Raw genomic sequence first — 17,561 nt, forward strand, 5'->3', positions numbered from 1 at the left:
TATGAAAAGAATGATGAACGTCAATGATCCGATCGGCCGTTTAGCCAGTCGGATCATTGACGTCTCTTTTTGTTTTCTGCTTATACATTGTAAAATGATAGAAGAGCTAGTAGTTAAGACAAGTCTTCACCATTTGATGCAATGACTTTTTTATACCAATCAAATGATTTTTTCTTTGTACGTGTGAGTGTACCGTTGCCTTCATTGTCACGGTCAACATAGATAAAACCGTAGCGTTTTTTCATCTCTCCTGTCCCGGCACTGACAAGGTCGATACAACCCCAAGACGTGTAACCGAGTAAGTCAATACCATCAAGTTCAACCGCCTCTTTCATCGCTTGAATATGGGCGCGTAAATAGTCGATGCGGTAATCATCGATAATGTTACCTGATTCATCGGGTGTATCAATCGCACCTAAGCCATTCTCGACAATAAAGAGTGGTTTTTGATAGCGATCATAAATCGCGTTCATCGTTGTACGGAGTCCAAGTGGATCGATTTGCCAACCCATTCACTTGCCTCTAAATATGGGTTCTTCACTGATTTAAAAATATTACCGGCTGTTTTTTCAACAGAATCATCCGTCGTGACAACACGTGATGAATAATAACTAAACGAGATAAAGTCAACGGTATGGTTTTTTAGTGTGTCCAGATCTTCTTCCGTCATCTTAATCATGATATTATTTCGCTCAAGCTGTTTTAATGCGTACGCAGGGTATTCTCCGCGAGACTGGACATCGATAAAGAAATAATTTTCATGGTTTTTTTCTTGAGCTAAAAAGACATCTTCTGGTTTAGGTGTTAAAGGATAGTATTCTCCAGCGGCCAGCATACAACCGATCATATTTTCCGGATCAATTTCATGCGCAATTTTAGTGGCTAAAGCACTTGCGACAAGCTCATGGTGAGCGGCTTGATATTTAATTTCCTCTTCATTTTCACCATCTTCAAATACTAATCCCGCGCCCATAAACGGCGCATGAAGAATCATATTAATTTCATTAAACGTGAGCCAGTACTTCACGAGTCCTTTAAAACGGGTGAATAATACACGGACTAGACGCTCATAAAATTCAATCATTTTACGATTACGCCAGCCGCCGTATTCTTTAATTAAATGAATCGGACAATCAAAGTGGGTAATCGTGACGAGTGGTTCAATACCGTAAGCTTGACATGTTTTAAACAGATCCTCATAAAAGGCAAGACCTTGTTCGTTTGGCTCTAACTCGTCTCCTTTAGGGAAGATTCTTGTCCATGCAATCGATAAGCGGTACGTTTTAAAACCCATTTCCGCAAACAATTTAATATCGTCTTTATAGTGGTGATACATATCAATCGCTTCTTTAGCAGGATAAAAATAACCCTCTTCAAAGTCTAACATTTTACGTTTACCAGAAATAATATCAAAGCGCTCTTTGCCGGTCGGAACGACGTCAACATTCGCTAGTCCTCGGCCGTCTAAGTTATACGCCCCTTCACATTGGTTGGCTGCGGTTGCCCCGCCCCATAAAAAATCAGCTCTTAAACTCATAATTTCCTCTTCCTTTCAATGGATGAAGACGGCTCAAGTCGTTGCTTGTCCGTCTTCATTTATAGTGAATGTTTATGATTATTTTACGACGCGAATCAGTGCGTCACCGTGTGTCACGGTTTGTTCTGTTAGACCGATAATGTCACCGTATTCTGCTGAGTTCGTAATAACAAGTGGTGTCGTGACAGGATAGCCTTGTTCTTTAATATATTCGATATCGAATGAAATTAATTGATCGCCTACTTTTACACGGTCATTCTTGTTGACGTGATACTTAAAGCCTTCACCACCAAGTTGCACCGTATCAATACCGACGTGAATCAATAATTCCATGCCGTCATCCGTCGTGATGCCAACCGCGTGTTTTGAATCAAACGTCGCTGAAATGATGCCGTCTACTGGTGCTGTTACGAGACCTTCAGAAGGTTCGACGGCCATTCCTTTACCGAGAATTTCTTCAGAAAACATCGCATCGGCTACTTTGGAAAGGGGTAAAGCTTGACCTTTCAATGGTGAAACGAGTGTCATCGACTGATTTGATAAGGTATTATCTGTTCCTGCAACATCGGTCGTGTCAACTGTTTCGTCTTTTACTGCGTCATCTACTGGATCTTTATAAAGAATAAATGAAATAACAAAGCTAACAACAATACTAATCGCTGCCCCAATAGCCGCAAACGTAAAGTAAGTGAGGGTATCATCCCCAATATAACTTGGTAAAGTAAGTAAGCCCGGTGCCCCACCTGAGAAGTTACGGACGCGGAAAATACCCATAAATAAACCACCAACACCCCCACCAATCATCGCCGCATACAGTGGTGTTTTGTAACGTAAGTTAACCCCGTATAAAGCGGGCTCAGTAATACCAAAGAGGGCGGTAAGACCAGCAGAAGACGCTAACTGTTTAATGGTTGAATCTTTTGATTTAATACTGACCGCAAGTGCGGCTGCCCCTTGAGAGACGTTTGATGCGAGCATACCTGGATAGATGACTGTGTCATAACCATTGGTCATCCGGTTATTAATACCGATTGGTACAAGACCATAGTGTGTCCCCGTTGCGACAAATAGTGGTGTAAATGCCCCAATAATAAGTGGCACAATCCATGGGCTAAATGATTCAAGGGCTTGAATACCAGTTGAGATATAATCACTAATTAAGTGACCGAACGGTCCAATCAATGTGAGTGAAACTGTACCTACAACCGCAATCGTGATCAACGGTTTCGTAAAGAATTTCACTGCTTTTGGTGAGACTTTATCGGCAATCGGTTCAATATAAGACATAAACCATACCGCTAAAATAATCGGAATAACTGATGATCCGTACCCAATCGCTGTAATCGGTAACCCGAAGAACGTAATCCCTTGGCCTTCTTCTAACGAATTAACCATATTAACAAAGTTCGGATGGAGTAAAATCCCGCCAAGCATCATCGCTAAATAGGCATTGGTTTTAAACTTCGCTGCCGCTGATGAGGCGAGTAAGATTGGTAAGAAGTAGAAGGCAGCATCGGCCATAAAGTCCATTACTTGATAAGACTGTGACGTGTTCTCAATCCAACCAAATACAACGAGTAGTGATAAGACTGCTTTTAACATACCCGCAGCTGTAATCGCTGGTAAAATTGGTGTGAAAATACCAGTGATTGTATCAATCACCTTGGCAACACGTCCTCGGTCGTCTTCTTCTTTATCCGCCGGAGCTTCACTTAATTTTGGCACGACTTGAATGATTTCTTTATATACGGTACCAACATCACTGCCAATGATGACTTGATATTGTCCGCCTTTAGCCACAGCACCCATGACACCCGGTGTGTTTTTAATGGCGTCTGTCTGAGCCTTTTGGTCATCTTTTAAATTAAAACGTAAACGCGTCGCACAGTGATTCAAACCGTTAATGTTTTTCTCGCCACCAACATTTTTAATAATGGATGCGGCTAATTCTTGATAGTTCATCTGTTTGTCCTCCTTATTTTTGTTGTTTAGCCAATAAAAAACACCTAAATGTCACGCATGTTTAAACATGTGTGAAACATTTAGGTGTAGCCTGCTTGACCAGTAACAACCCTAGCTTATTAAATTAGACGCCAGCTTGTGTAATCCGGCGAATATGAATAGTTAAATAAATCATTTCATCTTCTTTTAAATCACGATGAAATTCTTTCATGATGTAGTCCCTAATTTTTAATGCACATTGATATTCTTCTTTATAACGCTCTTTTAAAATAAATAAAAAACCGGCGTCTTTATCTGACTCAAGCTCAACACCACGGTACAACCGGTGGATAAAGAACTTTAAGTGGGTGATAAAGCGTTCATAATTAAGCGAATACTCGTCTAAATCAATTTTGTAGTGATACTTGATAATGTTAAGAATATTTTGGATGATCTTTGTCATGTTGCTTACTTCTGAAACTTGGGACATGTCGAGTTCAGCATTCACAATGTGAAGGGCAATGAAACCAGCTTCATCTTCAGGAAGTTTAATACCAAGCTTTGATTCGATAATATTTACGGCTTCTTTTCCAATTAAGAATTCATGATTGTAGAAACGTTTAATTTCCCACAGTAACGCGTTCTTAATCGGTAAACCATTACGATAGCGTTCAATCGCATAATCAATATGGTCGGTCAGCGTTAAATAAATATTTTCACTTAGCTTTTTCCCAAGCGATGCTTTCGCAAAATTAATAATTTCATTGGCGACTTGAACATGTTCTAGTTCCACCTTGGCTAATAACTCGGTCAGTTTATTCGTAGGCATATCTTTATTGCTCGTATAAACTTTTTCAATCAGTGTTTGATCAATGGCGTCACCCGGTTTCTTTTTAAACCCAAGTGCTTTACCAATCACTAACACGTCTTTACCGAATTCATCCGTCGATTGAACAATGTTGTTGTTAATAACTTTTTTTACTTTCACAAGTTCGATCTCCTTAAATGAGATTCAATCAGCTAGCTAATCACGTAGTGTGAATTTGTCAAGTGTAGCCCGAAAGCGGTAACAACCTTGACTTCAAACATTATTAGAACATAGGTTTATCTGAAAGTCAAGATGAAATACACATAAAAATAAGAACCTTTACCGATAAGGGTAAAGGCTCGTTGACAGATTGTTAGCTAAAATAGATTGTTTGAGAAACGTTTAACGCTGCCTCTTCTTCGTTAGTAAAGACGGACTTAAACCAGTCCCAGACCGCTCGGAAAAAGTCTCTAACGGCAGTGATAATGCCTTGTCCTTCTTCTGATTCGGCAAAGTCATTGAGCCAGTCTTTCGTTTGGTCAATCGTATTATTTACCTTGTCCCAGTCAATGTTTAAGTCCTTTAATTTATTGAATAGGCTAACAAGTTGATCGAGCTGAGTATCGGTTAATGTGAGTCCCATTTCTTCAGCAAGACGTTGGATTAAGGCGCGTAATTCTTCGGTTGTTTCAGGTTTTTGTTTATCGACTTCTTCTTTAATTTTATTGATAAAGTCAATCGCTTCATCTTCTGAAACATTTTCATCTTCCGCTAAATCAGCGGTAATGACCATCTCTTCATTGGCGGCTTTCTTTAAGTCTTCATCTAAATCTTCTCCGGTTGATTGTTCGTACGCTTTTAAAATCCCGGTTAAAGCACCTGTACCAGAGACGTTAAATGGTGCCGTCACATAAATTTCAGCGCCTGTAATCCCAGCGGTTGCGAGGGCATTGGCATACATTTTTGATGTAATATAAGTAATGTTTTCTGTTGTGACCATAATACCTGATTCATCTTCGCGTAGTGAAATCTTCGCGGATGAAATTGCGCGTGTCCCAATTTGTTCCTTCGGAACAACGTCGCCTAAATATTGGTGTTCTTCCTCGTTTGTCACATAAACAATATCTGCTTCATCGATATCAGCCATATCCATTTCTTCTAACAGATTAGCCTTCTGTTCTGCGGTTAAGTCTTCCCCTAAAGTGACGACCACATCCGTAATCGCGTCAGCCGATAGAACAGGGGCGGTGAGTTGTAAAGCCATAAGGATGAGTAGAGTCATCACCAATTGTTTTTTGATTTTTTTTATGAGTTTCATGTTTTTTTCCTCCTCATGTTCAGCTTGTTTCATCATTAAGAACACAGTAATAGTTTACCCTAATTTAAATCGAAAGTATCTTTTTCCGCTATTTTTACACAAAAAATAGGTCATTGGTGCCTACTCTGTTAAAATAAACATAGAGGCTAATACTAATCAAATAGCCATCCATCCATTCATCATATGTAAAAAGGAGTGCTTGTATGACGTATATTGATATTACGATGCCATTATTAAATAACGGCGCTGTTTGGCCAGGTGATACACCTTATCACTTTAAGCTCAGCGCGACGATGAAAGAGACGGGTTCGGTCAATATTGGTGAGATTAACTCAAGTCTTCACAATGGTACCCATATGGATGCCCCGTTTCATTATGATGATAGCGGGAAAACCATTGATCAGCTCGATGTCTCGATTGGAATAGGGCGCTGTCGTATTGTAGACGTAACTGGTTTAGACAAAGTTACAGTAAGTGATTTAGTGAAGTTAAATCTCTTAGGCACATCACGTCTTCTTTTTCATATGTTAGACCGTGATCCCGCTGTTTTTCCTGAAAAATTTCCGCTCTTAACATCCGAAGCCATCGACTATTTAGCTAAGCAGGGAGTAAAACTTATTGGCACAGATGCCCCATCAGTCGATGCGGTGGATTCAAAGACGTTACCGATTCATTTAGCCATTCATAGAGCGAACATAACCATTATCGAAAATCTGTATTTAAATGACGTCCCGGCGGGACATTATCACTTGTATGCCGTACCGTTAAAAATTGTTGGAGGTGATGCGAGTCCCGTCAGCTCTCGTCTTACCAATAGAAGAATAAAAATAGACAAAACACTAAACAGTTGGAAGCATGGACGAGTGGATTAACGGGTATAGAATACTGTAAGTCTAAGCGACATAACTATGTCTAACGAGTATTTTTGAGAGGGTGAGTTCAATGAAAGTAATGGAACGATTAGAACAACAATTGAATGATACGATTCAAGCGGTCGGGCGCTATCCGCTAGCTTTTAGCTTTATTTTAAGTTTAACCATTGCCAATATGGTCATGATTGAATCAAATGACGATGCGATGTACCGGTTTAGCTATACCTTCGTGATTGGGATTTTACTCAGTCTCGTGTTTGAACATATGTATGAGCGGTTTTATGTTCAAATTAAAGTGCGCCTCTTGTTGATGTGGGCAGCACTTATTCTCACGCTCGGTTACTTTTTCTTACAACATTGGCCGGAATTTATGTCGATTCAAGTAGGTATCAGAACGAGTGTCATCGTCTTAATGAGTCTGTTACTTATGGTATGGATTCCGACGATTCAAAGCGAATTCCGCTTTAGTCAAAACGTGTTTGTTGTCTTTAAAAATTTCTTTATTGCCTTCTTGTATTCCATTGTTTTAGCGATTGGGGTTAGTTTGATTATTGCGCTGATCAATGCCTTGCTGTTTACAACGGATGGTGATGTGTTCTTACATTTTCTTAACTTGATCGCGAGCCTCTTCTTCCCATCACTGTTCTTATCAATGATGCCTGTCTATATCGGAGCGAGGGATCAAAAGCTTCAGAAAAAAGACCAAGTGAAAAAGAAAAATAAATTGATGTCGCTTACGACAACCACACCGATTTTTGACCGGTTACTCAGCTATATTATCATTCCGTTAACGACGATTTATAGTGGGATTATCTTAATTTATATTGTCATCAATATCACTGGTGATTTATGGTCTGAAGTTTTATTAGAACCACTACTCGTATCCTTTACCGTTGTCGTCTTACTCGTCTATATTCTCTCACTTGAAGTTGAGACGAAAATTGCCGCTTTATTTGCGAGAGTCTATCCGAAAGTGTTACTGCCAATCGTCTTATTCCAAACGATTGCTTCTATTGTAAAATTAACCGATACGGGTGTGACGTACGGTCGTTATTTCGCCATTCTCTTCGGTGTTTTTGGGACGATTATGGCGATTGTTTATGGTTTCTTGAGTCGTGAGAAAATGGGTTGGATAGCCCCAATCTTTGTTGTCTTTGGCTTAATATCCATTACCCCGCCTATTGATGCGTTTAGTGTCAGTTTCTACAGCCAAAAGGCCAGTTTAGAAACGTTACTTGAAGAAAATAATATGTTTGAAAACGGGGAAGTATTGCCTAATCCTGATATTTCAGAGGCGGATAAAGAGGATATTACGAATTATATCGATCAATTTGAACAATTAAATCAACTACAGAACATTGATTACTTGCCCGAACAAATCAATAATAACGAAACATTTCGTGATATCTTTGGTTTTGAACGGACGTATGATTACGGTGGACCCGATCGCTTCCAATCATCTGTCTATCTCAATCTGAGTGACCGTGAGATGATTCCGATTTCAGGTTATGATCAACTCATTATGAATCATGTTGAGGCGAACTTATCGATGCGTTCAATTCCCTTTGACTTAGACAATCAACGTTATCAATTGACGCAAGAAATGGAATCAACGAGCTTTACTTTCACTGTGACAGATGGAAACGATCAAGTCCTGGTAAGCTTTAATGGTGACGACTTAATTGATGATTTAAAAGAACACCAAAATTACCGTGATATTAGTTTAAGCGAAGCCACTTATACAGCTGAAACAGATCAAGCAAAAATCACGTTAATCATTCAAAACTTTGAGCATTATAGTGACGGCTATTACGGTAGCTTTTACACGTTGATTGACGTAAAAACAGAAGAATAAGGTGTTTAAATAATCAAAACGAACGAGAAGAACACAACGGGTGGTGCGTTTAACGTGTGCACCACCTGTTATGTTTACTACATAACTAAGAAAATAAATCATAAATGATACAAAAGGGCGTGAACCGATGAGTTTTAATTCAACCGATTATTTACATGATCAAATCAACAAACAATACCATCAACAACCGAAGCTAACTAGATTAGTAAGTATGTTAGGAGAGTTTTTACCACTTGAATCGAACATTACCGATGATGTTATTAAACAGATAATCACAAGTGATATCGACACACTCCAGACGTTAGTGAAACAACAGCGCGTAAGTTACGCTGATATTGCGACTGTTTTTTATAACCGGGCGATTTTACATAAGGATTATCATGCGGTCATGAGCTTAAATCACGCGGTCGTTGAGGAAGCAAAACAGTGTGAGTACAGTGATGACCATGACCCGCTTTACGGTATCCCAGTCTTAATCAAAGATAACGTGTCGACGACTGATTTACCGACGACAGCGGGGGCAGTCAGATTAAAAGATTTTTATCCGAATCAAGATGCCGAGATTATTCAGTCGTTAAAAAATAAGGGTGCATTAATTTTAGGGAAGACAAATTTGTCAGAATGGGCGAACTTTATGACAACAGATAGTGCCAATGGCTTCTCCGCCCGAGGTGGTCAGACGATGAATCCTTTTGGTGATTATGATGTTGGAGGTTCGAGTAGCGGCAGTGCTGTGGCGGTGACCCTTGGGCTTAGTACTGTTGCTGTTGGGACTGAAACGGCAGGTTCGGTTATTTATCCGGCCAGTCAAAATGGTGTCGTTGGCTTAAAGCGACATTAGGGACTGTCTCACAAGCTGGATTATACCAATTGCCGAAGCGCATGATACCGCCGGTCCGATGGCTAGAAACGTAAAAGACTGTTTCTATCTATTTCAGGCGATGACAACCATCACTGAAACGCTAGATCATCATACGAGAGCGTTAACAGATTATCAATTTGGATTTATTAATGACGCCAAAATTAAAGAAGCTTACCGAGACGAAGATGACACACTTTTAGCACACGTACAAGATGACCTTATTCAGCGAGATGTTGCCGTACAGGATATCGCGATTGATCCATCCGCCTATCGGATTGATATTACGGATGTGTTAGAGTATCAGTTTAACGAAGGGGTACGAAATTTCTTTAAAGACGAAAAGGAGCCACTTACGTTACGAGATATCTATCAGTTTAATCAAACTGATGCAGCAAACTATGCCCCTTACGGGCAAGATTTAATTAAACAAGCGATGGAGACAAAACTGACAAAAGAGACAGTTGATCAGATGGTTTCTACACATCAAAAAATCGCGATAAAAGCACTCGATCAAGCATTTCAGACCGTCGATGTACTCGTGACGTTAAGTAATTATGCGACAACACTGTATGCGGCGAGTGGCTATCCGGCGCTTACGATTCCGGGTTTAAAACGTAAGTCAGGTGAGCCCGTTGGCGTCACTTTCATTATGAAAGCAAACCAAGATGTTGAGTTACTCCACGTTGGTCAACAGATTGAAAAAAATAGGCTTAGGATAAAATAAGCCGCCCACCTGAATTTTAAGGTGGGCGGTTTAGTGCGTTATAATAGGTCACGCGTTTACAGTAGCTGTTGTTGTATTAAAAATTTTTGTTGCCTCAATTCGCTTAGCGGCTTCGATCAGTCGCGTGTCTGAATCAAGTAAAGCGACGCGCACATAACCTTCCCCGTAGTCACCGAAACCATTACCAGGTGCCACCATGACTTTAGCGGTGTCGAGTAAGTAACGACTAAAGCTTTCTGACGTGTAGCCTTCAGGTACTTTTAACCAACAGAAAAAGGTACCTGAAGGTTTGGTCACATTCCAGCCAATATCTGATAAGGCATCCATCAAGACATTACGTCTTTTCTCATACGTTGCAGTCAGTGCTTTAGTCGTAGACTGATCACCGGCTAAGGCGGCTTTAGCGGCCATTTGAACGGCACCAAAGATACTGACATATAAGTGATCTTGGATTAATTCTAGCTTCTCGATAATATCTTTATTCCCGACCGCAAAGCCGACGCGCCAGCCGGCCATGTTGTAGGCTTTTGAGAGAGTAAACATTTCGATCCCGACTTCTTTAGCACCGGGTGTCTGGAGGAAACTGGGTGCCTTTTCACCGTCAAACTGGATTGTATGGTAAGCAAAGTCATGACAAACCGCGATGTTATGTTGTTTCGCAAACTGAACGGTCTCGTCAAAGAAGCGCGGGGTTGCCTTCGCACCGGTTGGGTTATTTGGGTAATTTAAAAACATTAACTTGGCTGCGTGAGCGTCTTTTGGTAACGCCTGATAATCTGGTAAAAAGTTATTTGCTTCAACGAGCGGCATAGGGATCATATTCGCTTCTGCCATCCTTACACCGGAGATGTAGTCAGGATACCCTGGGTCTGGAACTAATACAGTATCACCTGGGTTTAAGAGGCATTGACTCAGTTCAACGAGTCCGGTCTTTGTCCCAGGTAAAATCGCCACTTCTGTGTCTGGGTCAATCGTGACATTGTATTCGCGTAAATAATAGTCACTCACCGCTTGTTTTAGTTCTTGATAGCCTTGAAACGGTGAATATTGATGGTGTCTTGGTTTTGTGGCGGCATCTTTTAGCGCCGCGACAATATGATGAGGTGTCGGTAAATCAGGATTACCTTGTCCTAAATTAATCACATCAAAACCTTCTTGTTGGTAGTGATGGATGGTTTTTACTAAATTATTAAAGAATTGTTTAGGTAATCGGTTTAATAGATCTGAAGCTGGATAATTCACGTGCTCACGCCTTTCGGATGGTTAAAATAGTTAAAATTCTGACAGCTTTACTTTTGATACAGTGTAACGAATCAGGGGCGTTTCGTCTAGTGGTTTTTTTGATGGTTATGTTACAGAATAATTATCGCAAAACAAAAAGCACCGGCAGGTGCTTTCAACAATTACACAGAAAGGCAACACATTAAAATAGGGCAATCGCTAATATCACCACAACTAACACAACAATGACAAGAGCTAAGCCTTTTGTGCCAAGCCCGCTAGATAAGTCTTTCAAACTACCGTGACTGGCGCGCTCAAAACTATCACGATGATTACCTGTTGGCGACTGTTTTCGTTCTTGTTGTTGGAGTGCTTCACGTTTTTCTTCAGGTTTCATAGGCGGTGCTCCTATCGGCATGATTGGAAATGAAAAGTTACAGCTATTATAACATGACTTGTAAAAAATGTTAGTTAAAAATAGAAAATTCGAAAGATTGACATAAATAATCGTCTGATAGACAATAGGTAAAACAGAGAAGCGGGAGGAAATAGCGATGGAAGCAATCAAAGTACAAGGCACACCGAATATCTATCGTCATCATGCCGGGGCCTTAACGGATATGAAACAAGTCATTGAAACACAAGGCTTGAAGAAAGGTTTACTCGTAACGGGCAAGGCTTCGTTTAACATAGCCGAGCCATTTATTAACCCACTAAATTTAAATGTAGTGATGGAGCGTTATAACGGCGAATGTTCTCGCGAAGAAGTAGACAGATTAAAAGAAAAGGCAGAAACGGAAGCCGTTGATTATCTGCTTGCGGTTGGTGGTGGTAAGGTCATTGATGTCACTAAAGCAACGGCCGCGGCAATGGGGCTCCCATACCTTATTGTACCAACGCTCGCATCAAACTGTGCCGCGGTCACCCCCTTAAGTGTGTTTTACACTGAAGACGGCGTGTTTACTGATCATGTCGTATTTGACCAGGCGGCTTTTATGGTGGCGGTGGAACCAGGGATTCTGATTCAAACGCCGGCGGATTACTTACGGGCCGGCATTGGTGACACGATCGCCAAGTGGTATGAAGCGAAACCCCTCGTGGCATTGTTACCGCATCAACCGATTGCGGTAAAAGTGAGTCAACATGCGGCGAAGTTATGTCAAGATGTGCTGCTTGCCTACGGGGAAGCAGCGCTGAATGACCAGAAAGCTAAACAGATTACTGATCGATTTATTGAAGTTGTCGATACGATTATTTTAGCAAGTGGCATGGTCGGTGGTTTTGGTGAACATTACGGGCGAATTTCAGGTGCGCACTCGATTCATAACGGCCTTACCGTATTAGAAGAAACACATCAACACTTGCACGGGGATAAAGTGAGTTATGGGATTTTAGTCCAACTGGCGCTGTTTGATGAATGGGATGAGGTTAATCACCTGCTGCCATTTTACCAGGCACTCGGTTTACCGACGAGCTTCTTTGATTTAGGGATTCAAACAGACCTTGAAGAAAAATGGCAACAAGTCGCGCGTCATGCGACACGTGACGTGGAATCGATTCACTTATTAGGCAAGGTCACACCAGACCTCGTCCATCATGCGATGAGTGAATTGGAACAACATGTCTCGCGTTTGAGAAAGGATGATGCCAAATGATCAAGCGACGCATCGCTTGTCTTCAGATCGATATTCAGTTTGGTGATGTAACAGCTAATTTACAAGAAGTGGCCAAGCAATTTAACCACCTTGATGCTGATGTTGATACCGTTGTGTTACCAGAGTTTTGGCCAATGGGCTATAGCTTAGATCGTTTAGCAGAGGTAGTTGAATATGATATGTTGACGCCGATTAAAACACTGGCGAAACAGTATAACGTCGATATTATTGCCGGTTCTGTGCCAACCAAGCGCGACGGGAAGTTTTATAATTCGCTCCCGGTCATCACCCGTGAGGGTGAGGTCGTTTTTTGGTATGATAAGGTCCACTTGTTTCGACTGATGGATGAAGAAAATTTCTTAGCGGAAGGAAAAGAATGTGGTGTTTTCACTCTCTCAGGTGTCACATCTGCGGCCGTGATTTGCTACGACATTCGTTTTCCGGAGTGGATTAAAACGCAGATGCTGGAAGACGTTGACCTGTTATATGTTGTCGCCGAGTGGCCGAAGCAACGCCTCGATCATTGGCGAGCGTTACTGATTGCGCGTGCGATTGAAAATCAAGTCTATGTTGTGGCATGTAACCGTGTCGGGAGTGATCCCAATAATACGTTTGCGGGTCATTCGATGGTCATTGACCTTGGGGTCAAGTCATCAGTGAAGCAGATGATCAAACCGGGATACTGACAGCTACGATTGATTTAGCTGAGGTAAAGCAAATCAGACGACAAATTCCTGTTTATGAAGATCGACGTCCTGATCTCTATCGTTTAAAATAAGGGATCATTCACGAAAAGTTTTAAAAGTTTAGAAAATTGTGTTGACTTTTCATTTGATACTGTGTAAAGTAAGTCTCAACAAAAAAATATTGACCGGATCTTATCAAGAGAGGTGGAGGGACTGGCCCTTTGAAGCCTCGGCAACAGACATGTATGTCCTCGTGCCAAATCCAGCAGCCCTAGTTAGGGATGACAGATAAGTTGAGACAACATTTAACGCCTCAATTTATCACTTGATAAATTGAGGCGTTTTAATTTCCAGAGGGGTCCGGGAACAAATAAGGGGGAAGTAACAATGAGAAAGTTATTAGGTTTGATTGGTTTAGTCGTATTAGTCGTACTGGCAGGATGTGGCAGTGAAGCAGGTGCCTTAAGTGAAGATGAAGTCACTGTTGGGGTGACAGCGGGTCCACATGAACAGATTTTAGAAAAGGTAAAAGAACTCGCGGCTGATGAAGGCTTAACCGTCAATATTGAAGTGTTTACTGAATATGTGATTCCAAATACGGCACTCGATGAGGGTGAACTTGATTTAAATAGCTATCAACACCAACCGTTTTTAGATAATGCGAAAAGCGATCGTGGTTATGAGATTGAAGCCGTCGCAACAACGGTGAACTTCCCAATGGGGATTTACTCAACAGGTATTAGTGACGTTAGTGAATTAGAAGAAGGCGACTCGGTTGCGTTACCGAACGACCCAACGAACGGGGCGCGTGCCTTAATGTTATTTGAAGATGCCGGACTCATCACCTTAAAAGAGGGTGTAGGCGCTGAGGCCATGGTCATTGATATTGAAGAAAATCCATTAAACTTAGAATTTATTGAACTTGAAGCATCTCAAATCCCGCGTCAATTAGAAGAAGTCGATGCGGCTGCGATTAATACAAACTTTGCGATTGAACATGGTTTTGTTCCAACAGAGGATTCGATTTACATCGAACCAAGTGACTCACCTTGGGTGAACTTAATTGTCGCAAGAGAAGAAAATGTCGACGCCCCTGTCGTTGAGAAGTTCATTAATATTTATCAATCGGACGAAATCAAACAATTTATTGAGGACACATTCGAAGGATCTGTTGTTGCCTCATGGTAAGGAGGTAGCTTAAATGATTGAACTTAAACATATTACAAAAGTATTCAAGACGGGGAAATCTGATGTGAAAGCGCTGGATGATGTGAGCTTAACCGTTGAAAAAGGTGAAATCTTTGGTGTGATTGGCTATAGCGGGGCGGGTAAAAGTACCCTCGTTCGCATGGCCAACCTTTTAGAAGAGCCAACATCAGGCGATGTCATTATTGATAGCGATAACTTAGTGACGTTATCAAAAGAGGCACTTAGAAAGAAACGCCAACGGATTGGGATGATTTTTCAAGGGTTTAATTTATTAAAAACGCTCACCGTCTATCAAAACATCGCGATTCCACTGAAACTTACGGGTGTTGCTGAAAATGAAATCAAAACGCGAGTAAAAAAGTATTTAGAGATTGTTGGACTGAGTGATAAAACGGATGTCTATCCGAATCAACTCTCAGGTGGACAAAAACAACGGGTCGCCATTGCCCGTGCGCTCTCACATGAGCCAGATATCTTGTTGAGTGACGAGGCGACAAGTGCCCTTGATCCAGATACAACCGATCAAATTCTTGAACTACTATTAAAAATAAACCGAGAACTTGGGATTACGATTCTACTTATTACCCATGAGATGCATGTCATCCAGCGGATTTGTGACCGCGTGGCGGTTATGGAAAACGGGAAAATCATTGAACAAGGTCCGGTTGTTGATTTATATACCGAACCGAAGCATCAAACAACGAGACGCTTTGTCGAAAGTATCTTTCCAAGTCAAACACCGAAGCACATTATTAAAGATCTACAAAAAGAAGGGCCAATTCTTGATTTAACGTTTGTTGGCAGTGCCACAGAGAGCCCGAGTCTATCAGTTATTTCAAACCGTTATCAGATTGAAACAAATATATTATCTGGGAATATTGTTGAGTTAAAAGATCAGACATTTGGAAAACTACGTGCGCATATTAAAGGGTCAGTTCAAGAAACGACGAAATCCATTGATTACTTAACGGACCAAGGTGTTATTGTAAGGGAGGTGGTCATCCATGACGGCATTTATTGAACGGTGGGGTACAACCATTATTGAAGCAACACTAGCAACATTCCAAATGGTGACCATCAGTTTGTTTTTCTCAATTCTGATTGGCTTACCACTCGGTGTGTTACTCGTCATTAGTCGAACGAATGGCAAGCGTTATATTTGGTTGTACCGGGTACTGAACATTGTCATTAACACGATTCGTTCGGTTCCGTTTATTATTTTACTATTTGCTTTATTACCGTTTACGCGGGCCATCGTTGGAACATCGATGGGCGTTAGAGGCGTGATCGTGCCACTTGTTATCTTTACCGCGCCGTACTTAGCCCGATTAATGGAATCTTCTTTACTCGAAGTCGACCAAGGTGTTATTGAAGCGTATCAGGCGATGGGGATTAAACCACTCCATATCATTTGGCACGTCATGATTCGCGAAGCGAAATCATCGATTATTTTAGGGATTACGATTGCGGTAATTGGGCTCATTGGCGCAACAGCGATGGCAGGCTTAGTCGGTGCGGGTGGTCTCGGGGATGTGGCTTATCGATTTGGGCATGTGCGTTATCAACCTGAAGTCATGTATGTGACGATTGTGATCTTGATTATTCTGATTCAAGGTATTCAAACGTTAGGTAACGTCCTCAGTCAAAAGGCGAAGAAAGATTAAGGTGATACGATGACGTTAAAAACGACAGATAAATGGGAGACGATAGCTAAACAACAACTTTCACGCAATGCCTTTGGTTATTTATCCGGTGGGGCTGGTAGTGAGGTTAGTCTTAAATATAATGCCGAGCAGTTTAATCGTTACCGGTTAATCCCTCGCTTGTTGAGAGATGTCTCTCATGTGGATACATCTGTAGAATTATTACATTCAACCATTCAAGCGCCTATTTTGTTGGCGCCGATTGGGTTTCATACGATTGTGCATGAATGTGGTGAACGGGCAAGTGCGAGCGCGGCAAATACATTAGGGCTTCCGTTTATCCAAAGTACGGTCGCGAGCTTTAGTATCGAAGATATTAGTGAAGTAATGACGGAGAGTGATCACTACTTCCAGCTCTATTGGCCGAGTGATGACGATGTGGCTTATAGCTTGGTGAGACGAGCAGAACAAGCCGGTGTCAAAGGTCTTGTGATTACCGTTGATACGCCTGTCTTAGGAAGACGTGAAATTGATCTTTCGCACGATTATTTTCCGATGGATGAAGGCGCGGGTATGGCAAACTTCATGACAGACCCGGTATTTAAAGAGAAGTATGTAACAAGTGAGGATAATCAAGCGACACTCAAACAAAAAATTCAATCAATATTATTTAACCAAACATTAACGTTTGAGAAGGTCGAAACGTTAATTAGTCAGACATCACTACCTGTTATTATTAAGGGTATCTTAGAGCCGAGTGATGCTAAACATTGTAAAGATATAGGTGCAGCCGGTGTGATTGTGAGTAATCACGGGGCAAGACAACTTGATAGTGCCATTGAACCACTTGAAGTAATAGAAGAGATCAGAGAAAAAGTGGGACATGATTTTCCGTTATTGATCGATGGTGGCATCAGACGTGGAACAGATGTGATCAAAGCTTATATGTTGGGAGCGGATAGTGTGCTAATTGGACGGCCATACATATATGGACTTACCGGTGGGGAAGTGGGTGTTCGAGATGTGCTAGAACAATTAATAGATGACTTAACGGTGAATCTAAAATTACTCGGTGCAGCATCCTGGCATGAATTATCTCCCGCTCAAATAAGACGGCTCTAGCATAAGAGTCGTCTTTTTGTGCATCCGACTAAAGAAAGATAAGGTTTTTTGTGTAATTTGTTCACAAATAGGTGATTTTGCCGATATAATAGAAAGGAAGTGGATATA

Annotated in this window: 15 protein-coding genes, 1 pseudogene and 1 riboswitch; of the genes and pseudogenes, 10 read left to right on the forward strand and 6 right to left on the reverse strand. The window is 41.3% G+C overall.

The window, feature by feature from the left end; all coding sequences use genetic code 11:
* Positions 1–113: 113 nt before the first annotated feature.
* The 4 genes and pseudogenes from JCM19043_RS02260 to JCM19043_RS02275 all read right to left on the reverse strand — a co-directional run bounded on the left by JCM19043_RS02260 (position 114) and on the right by JCM19043_RS02275 (position 5,604).
* Positions 114–1,537 (reverse strand): annotated as a pseudogene (locus JCM19043_RS02260) (6-phospho-beta-glucosidase).
* Between the two features lie 78 nt (positions 1,538–1,615).
* Complete coding sequence (locus JCM19043_RS02265; RefSeq protein ID WP_062319625.1) at positions 1,616–3,499, reverse strand: beta-glucoside-specific PTS transporter subunit IIABC; 1,884 nt, start codon at positions 3,497–3,499, stop codon at positions 1,616–1,618.
* 124 nt (positions 3,500–3,623) lie between these two features.
* Positions 3,624–4,466 carry a BglG family transcription antiterminator LicT gene (licT, locus tag JCM19043_RS02270; RefSeq protein ID WP_062319628.1) on the reverse strand — a complete coding sequence of 281 codons (843 nt, stop codon included), beginning with the start codon at positions 4,464–4,466 and terminating at the stop codon, positions 3,624–3,626.
* A gap of 193 nt (positions 4,467–4,659) precedes the next feature.
* Positions 4,660–5,604 carry a DUF1002 domain-containing protein gene (locus JCM19043_RS02275; protein ID WP_089852754.1) on the reverse strand — a complete coding sequence of 315 codons (945 nt, stop codon included), beginning with the start codon at positions 5,602–5,604 and terminating at the stop codon, positions 4,660–4,662.
* A 203-nt stretch (positions 5,605–5,807) separates the two neighbouring features.
* Here JCM19043_RS02275 and JCM19043_RS02280 point away from each other — a divergent pair, with 203 nt between their 5' ends.
* From JCM19043_RS02280 to JCM19043_RS18035, 4 genes are all read left to right on the forward strand, one after another.
* Positions 5,808–6,476: a cyclase family protein gene (locus tag JCM19043_RS02280; RefSeq protein WP_062319629.1), complete on the forward strand. Its 669-nt coding sequence runs from the start codon at positions 5,808–5,810 to the stop codon at positions 6,474–6,476.
* Between the two features lie 70 nt (positions 6,477–6,546).
* Positions 6,547–8,331, forward strand: a complete 1,785-nt coding sequence (locus tag JCM19043_RS02285; protein WP_062319632.1) for a DUF4153 domain-containing protein — start codon at positions 6,547–6,549, stop codon at positions 8,329–8,331.
* Between the two features lie 127 nt (positions 8,332–8,458).
* Positions 8,459–9,172 carry an amidase family protein gene (locus tag JCM19043_RS18030; RefSeq protein WP_062319634.1) on the forward strand — a complete coding sequence of 238 codons (714 nt, stop codon included), beginning with the start codon at positions 8,459–8,461 and terminating at the stop codon, positions 9,170–9,172.
* Between the two features lie 28 nt (positions 9,173–9,200).
* Positions 9,201–9,917 (forward strand): amidase family protein, encoded by a 717-nt coding sequence (locus JCM19043_RS18035; protein ID WP_255349932.1) that lies wholly within the window; start codon positions 9,201–9,203, stop codon positions 9,915–9,917.
* Between the two features lie 48 nt (positions 9,918–9,965).
* Here JCM19043_RS18035 and JCM19043_RS02300 read toward each other — a convergent pair whose 3' ends face one another.
* Together JCM19043_RS02300 and JCM19043_RS02305 are read right to left on the reverse strand one after the other, a co-directional pair.
* Positions 9,966–11,159, reverse strand: coding sequence for a pyridoxal phosphate-dependent aminotransferase (locus tag JCM19043_RS02300; protein WP_062319638.1), 1,194 nt, complete (start codon positions 11,157–11,159; stop codon positions 9,966–9,968).
* Between the two features lie 181 nt (positions 11,160–11,340).
* Positions 11,341–11,535: a DUF6366 family protein gene (locus JCM19043_RS02305; RefSeq protein ID WP_062319640.1), complete on the reverse strand. Its 195-nt coding sequence runs from the start codon at positions 11,533–11,535 to the stop codon at positions 11,341–11,343.
* Between the two features lie 157 nt (positions 11,536–11,692).
* Here JCM19043_RS02305 and JCM19043_RS02310 point away from each other — a divergent pair, with 157 nt between their 5' ends.
* From JCM19043_RS02310 to JCM19043_RS02335, 6 genes are all read left to right on the forward strand, one after another.
* A complete protein-coding gene (locus tag JCM19043_RS02310) occupies positions 11,693–12,793 on the forward strand; it encodes an iron-containing alcohol dehydrogenase family protein (protein ID WP_062319642.1) in 1,101 nt (366 codons plus the stop codon).
* On the forward strand, positions 12,790–13,479 hold the full coding sequence (locus JCM19043_RS02315; RefSeq protein WP_369813722.1) for a nitrilase-related carbon-nitrogen hydrolase: 690 nt from the start codon (positions 12,790–12,792) through the stop codon (positions 13,477–13,479). Before JCM19043_RS02310 ends, JCM19043_RS02315 begins: the two co-directional genes overlap by 4 nt.
* 189 nt (positions 13,480–13,668) lie before the next feature.
* A riboswitch (SAM riboswitch) is annotated at positions 13,669–13,774 on the forward strand.
* Between the two features lie 92 nt (positions 13,775–13,866).
* Positions 13,867–14,667, forward strand: a complete 801-nt coding sequence (locus tag JCM19043_RS02320; RefSeq protein ID WP_062319644.1) for a MetQ/NlpA family ABC transporter substrate-binding protein — start codon at positions 13,867–13,869, stop codon at positions 14,665–14,667.
* 13 nt (positions 14,668–14,680) lie between these two features.
* Complete coding sequence (locus JCM19043_RS02325; RefSeq protein WP_062319646.1) at positions 14,681–15,709, forward strand: methionine ABC transporter ATP-binding protein; 1,029 nt, start codon at positions 14,681–14,683, stop codon at positions 15,707–15,709.
* Positions 15,693–16,352, forward strand: coding sequence for a methionine ABC transporter permease (locus JCM19043_RS02330; protein ID WP_062319648.1), 660 nt, complete (start codon positions 15,693–15,695; stop codon positions 16,350–16,352). The genes JCM19043_RS02325 and JCM19043_RS02330 overlap by 17 nt, the downstream gene beginning before the upstream one ends.
* Before the next feature lie 9 nt (positions 16,353–16,361).
* The gene (locus JCM19043_RS02335) at positions 16,362–17,453 is read left to right on the forward strand and encodes an alpha-hydroxy acid oxidase (RefSeq protein ID WP_062319650.1); all 1,092 of its coding nucleotides are present in this window, start codon (positions 16,362–16,364) and stop codon (positions 17,451–17,453) included.
* Positions 17,454–17,561 lie beyond the last annotated feature (108 nt).

This window comes from Halolactibacillus sp. JCM 19043, assembly GCF_001310395.1.
GTDB classification, from domain to species: domain Bacteria; phylum Bacillota; class Bacilli; order Bacillales; family Amphibacillaceae; genus Halolactibacillus; species Halolactibacillus miurensis.